The following is a 4,338-nucleotide window of genomic DNA, read 5'->3' on the forward strand; positions in this document are numbered from 1 at the left end:
CCGAGGGCTGGACGGCGCCCAAGCCCTATCTGCGCATCGTCAAGCAGCCGCAATGAAGTCGCTCGGCGCCGGGGGGCTGCGATGATCTTCGAGCAGATCGCCACCGGCGGCTGCCAGTCCTACCTGATCGGCTGCGCCGACACCTGCGGCGCCGCGCTGATCGACCCCGAGGCGAGCCAGGTCGACCGCTACCTGGCGCTGGCCGCGCGCGACGGGTTGCGCATCCGCTTCGTGATCGACACGCACACGCATGCCGATCACTTCTCGGCGACGCGCCAGCTCGCCAAGCATCTCGGGGTGCCGACGGTGATGCACCGCGCAAGCCCCGCGCTCACCGTCGACATGCGCGTCGACGACGGCGAGTTGCTGGTGGTCGGCAAGCTGCGCGTGCAGGTGTTGCACACGCCCGGCCACACGCCGGACTCGATGTGCTTGGTGGTCGAAGACCGGCTGTTTTCTGGCGACACTCTGCTGATCGGCGCCACCGGCCGCACCGACCTGCCGGGCGGCGACCCCGAGGCGCTCTACGACAGCCTGTTCGCGCGCGTGCTGAGGCTCGACCCGAAGCTGCTGTTGTATCCGGCGCACGAGTACAAGGGCCGCAGCCACTCGACGCTCGCCGACGAACTGGCCAGCAACCCGCGGCTGCAGCAACGCGACCGCGCCGCCTTCGTGGACATGATGCGTCACCTCGACCTGCAGATGCCCACCCATATCACCGAGGCGCTGCGCACCAACATGAGCGGCGGCAAGACGGTGGCGCAGATGCTCGCCGAAGCGGCCGCTGGCGTGCCCTTCATGTCGCTGGCCGAGCTGAACTCGCGCGTGGTGGCGGGTGACGGCGAGCTGATCGTGCTCGACGTGCGCGAGCGCGACGCCTACGAGGCCGGCCACGTCGAAGGAGCACGGCTGCTGCCGCGCGGCCAGCTCGAGCTGCGCGTGAATGACGAGCTTCCCGACCCGACGCGCCGCATCCTCACCTGCTGCGAGTTCGGCCGCATCTCCACCCTGGCCGCCTCGACCCTGCGCGAGATGGGCTTCATGCGCGCGGTGGCGCTCGACGGCGGTATGAAGGCGTGGCGCGAGGCGGGCTACGCGGTGAAGGCGGGCAAGTCGCCTTGATTCAGGTGTGCGCCAAGGCGTGCCGAGCGATCGCTGGCGGCAGATGCTGGCGGTCGGCCTCGAACGAGACGCGCGACTGCCCGCATGCCGATGGGGACCGTCATCCAGGCTTTCCGGTCGCCGACGCAGGCGCTGGTGGCGCAGCGCATACCGGAAAGGCTGGGTCGATGCACGTCATGGCCGCCTGGCAACTGCTCGGCCGCTACCGCGCCGACGTGCTGCGGGGCGCGCGCCTGGCGGTGGTGTTCAACATGGGTGGCGCGGCCGTCACCAACTACGGTTCGGTCCTCGAGCGAATCCAGTGAGTCGGGAACGTTCATGAACATCGCCCATTGGCTGGAGCGCACGGCGCTGCAATACCCCGAGCGTCCCGCGATTGCGCACGGACCCCTGGTCTGGTGCGACTACCGCGGCTTTGCGGCGCGTGCGGCACGCGGTGCGACCTGGCTCCGGTCGCAGGGCGCAGCACCTGGTGATCGCATCGCGCTCTTCATGAGCAACCGCTGCGAGTACTTCCCGCTGCTCTGGGCGGCCTGGTGGGCGGGCGTGGCGGCGGTGCCGATCAACGCCAAGCTGCACCCGAAGGAGACGGCCTGGATCGCCGCTCACAGCGGCAGCCGCATCGTGTTTTGCGACGCCGGCGCGCGCGACGAACTGCAGGCGGCCTTGCGCGACGAGGGCCACGACGCCGCGGTCCACGCGGCCTTCGACTTCATGGACGACGCGGCGCTCGCGCCCGGCGCCATCGAGCCGCGCAGCGACACCGATCCCGTGTGGCTGTTCTACACCAGCGGCACCACCGGCCGACCCAAAGGCGTACACCTCGCGCTGAGCCAGCTGCGCTGGACCGCGATGGGCCTGCTCAATGCGGTGCAGCCGGTCGCGCCCGGCGACGTGGCGCTGCACCCGGCGCCGATGTCGCATGGCAGCGGCTTCGTCCACCTGCCCTATGTGCTGCAGGGTGGGCTCAACGTCGTGCCCTTCTCCGGTGGCTTCGACGCTGCCGAGTGCCTGGCGCTGGCCGCGCACTGGACCAACGCCTCGTTCTTCGCCGCGCCGACCATGGTGCGACGCCTGGTCGAGGCCGCCAAGGCGAGTGGCCAGCGGCCGAGCGGCCTGGCCACCATCTGCTACGGCGGCGGCCCGATGTACCTGGCCGACATCGACGAGGCGCTCGAAGTGATCGGCCCACACTTCGCGCAGATTTACGGCCAGGGCGAGTGCCCGATGATGATCACCGCGCTGCCCAAGGCGATGATCAGCGACCGCACGCAGCCGCGTTACCGCGAGCGGCTGGCTTCGGTGGGCGTGGCGCAGGCGATGGTCGAAGTGACGGTGCGCGACGCCAACGGCGCCGCACTCGCGCCCGGCGAAATGGGCGAAATCTGCGTGCGCGGCGAGGTGGTGATGAACGGCTACTGGCGGCAGCCCGAGGCCACGGCCGCGGCCATCGTCGACGGCTGGCTGCGCACCGGCGACCTCGGCCGGCTCGACGAGGACGGCTTCCTTACGCTGCTCGACCGCAGCACGGACCTCATCATCAGCGGCGGCAGCAACATCTACCCGCGCGAAGTGGAAGAGGCGCTGCTCACACACGAGGCGGTGGCCGAGGTGGCGGTGGTCGGTCGCAACGATGCCGAATGGGGCGAGCAGGTGGTCGCCTTCATCGTGGCCCGCCGCGAGATCGCGCCGGCCGAACTGGACGCGCACTGCCTGGCCCGCATTGCCCGCTTCAAGCGCCCCAAGCACTACCGCTTCGTCACCGAGCTGCCCAAGAACAACTACGGCAAGGTGCTCAAGACGGCGCTGCGCGCGATGGATGCGGAGCAGGGCCCGTGATGGCCGATGCGCCCTCACCCCAAGCCCCTCCCGCTAGCGGGAGAGGGAGAAAGAACGGCGCCCTCTTCACCGTACGCCGCGAAGAGGCAGAGAGTCTTACTCCCACTTCCTCCGGGAGAGGGCGGGGGTGGGCTGGCACGGCCGTGCCGCTGTGCGATGGTGCCTCGACCCGAGACCTCCCCGAGGCCGGGCGAACCAGTGACCGCCGGACCGCTCAGCCGCAGTCGCCCACCGGCCTGGCCGTGATGCGCTGGTAGAACGTCATGTTCTTGCCGCCCAGCCTGACCCGCAGCGTGCCGGTGATGCGTTCGGGGGCCAGTTCCCAGCGGGCATCGCCGGTGGTGCCGTGGCCGCCGCTGCATTCGAGCAGGTAGGTGGCGGCGTCGGCCTCCTGGCTGGCCTTGACGAGCTTGCAGTCCTGCAGCGACACGTCACGCAGCATCCAGAACGCCGACGAGAGATCGTGCGTACTCATGCAGCGCCTTTCCTTGGCCACGGCATAGCGCAGGTTTTCCTCCATGTGCGGCATGCCCGTTTCGGTGGACATCTCGTACAGGCGCGGCGCCGCCGGCTCGGCCGCGACGGCGGCAAGGTTCAGGGCCACGAACAAGAAGCTGCAGTTGCGGACGAGTTTGCGAGCTTGCCTTTTCATCTGAGGACTCCAACCGGGCCGAACGTGCCGGCCACGAGCGACAACAGCAACACCACCAACGGCACACGCCACCGGAACTGCAGCGCCCGCGCCCATTACCCCGCGCACCGAAACGTCAGATTGATGCGATGCCCGCCGGTCGCCGCATGGTGTCCGTCCTTGAGCGCCAGCACGCCGTGGAAGCGCAGCCGCGCCGGGCCGCCCCACACCACCACGTCGCCGTGGAACAGCGGCACGCGAGCGGTCTTGTCGCTGCGCTGGGTGCCGCCGAACAAGAACATCGCCGGCAGGCCCAGCGAAACCGAGACGATGGGTTGGGCGAAGTCGCGCTCGTTGCGGTCTTGGTGGAGCGTGAGCCGCGCGCCGGGTTGGTAGCGGTTGACGAGACAGGCATCGGGCCTGAAGCCGGCAAAGCCAGCCCGCGTTGCGGCCTCGGTCGCCAGTGCCAGGAAGGACGCCGGCATCGCGGGCCAGCGGCGCGCGCTCGCGGGGTCGAGTGCGTCGTAGCGGTAGCCGCGACGGTCGCTGACCCAACCCAGCGCGCCGCAGTTGCTCATCGCCACCGACATGCGAAAGCCGCCCGGGGTGAGCATGTGGCGCAGTGGCGCCTGCTCGATCACCTTTTGTAGATCAACCATCAGCGCGGCCTCGTGCTGCACGGCGAAGGCGCGCAGAACCACCGCACCGGGCGCCAGCGATTGGTGCGTCGGGCCGCCTTCCTCGCG

General features: G+C 69.8%; 5 protein-coding genes. 3 read left to right on the forward strand and 2 right to left on the reverse strand.

The window, feature by feature from the left end; genetic code table 11:
• Positions 1-81 precede the first annotated feature (81 nt).
• From RMO12_RS06960 to RMO12_RS06970, 3 genes are all read left to right on the forward strand, one after another.
• Positions 82-1,122: an MBL fold metallo-hydrolase gene (locus tag RMO12_RS06960; protein WP_309638726.1), complete on the forward strand. Its 1,041-nt coding sequence runs from the start codon at positions 82-84 to the stop codon at positions 1,120-1,122.
• Positions 1,123-1,289: 167 nt separating this feature from the next.
• Positions 1,290-1,427, forward strand: coding sequence for a hypothetical protein (locus RMO12_RS06965; protein WP_309624621.1), 138 nt, complete (start codon positions 1,290-1,292; stop codon positions 1,425-1,427).
• 13 nt (positions 1,428-1,440) lie between these two features.
• Positions 1,441-2,961: an AMP-binding protein gene (locus RMO12_RS06970; protein ID WP_309638727.1), complete on the forward strand. Its 1,521-nt coding sequence runs from the start codon at positions 1,441-1,443 to the stop codon at positions 2,959-2,961.
• 214 nt (positions 2,962-3,175) lie between these two features.
• On the opposite strand, the gene RMO12_RS06975 is transcribed toward RMO12_RS06970, so the two are convergent.
• Both RMO12_RS06975 and alkB read right to left on the reverse strand, forming a co-directional pair.
• Positions 3,176-3,613 carry a hypothetical protein gene (locus RMO12_RS06975; protein ID WP_309638728.1) on the reverse strand — a complete coding sequence of 146 codons (438 nt, stop codon included), beginning with the start codon at positions 3,611-3,613 and terminating at the stop codon, positions 3,176-3,178.
• Positions 3,614-3,708: 95 nt separating this feature from the next.
• A partial coding sequence (gene alkB, locus RMO12_RS06980; RefSeq protein ID WP_309638729.1) for a DNA oxidative demethylase AlkB occupies positions 3,709-4,338 on the reverse strand: 630 nt, incomplete at its 5' end.

Origin of the sequence: Methylibium sp. (assembly GCF_031393925.1) — a bacterium.
Taxonomy (GTDB): domain Bacteria; phylum Pseudomonadota; class Gammaproteobacteria; order Burkholderiales; family Burkholderiaceae_C; genus Methylibium.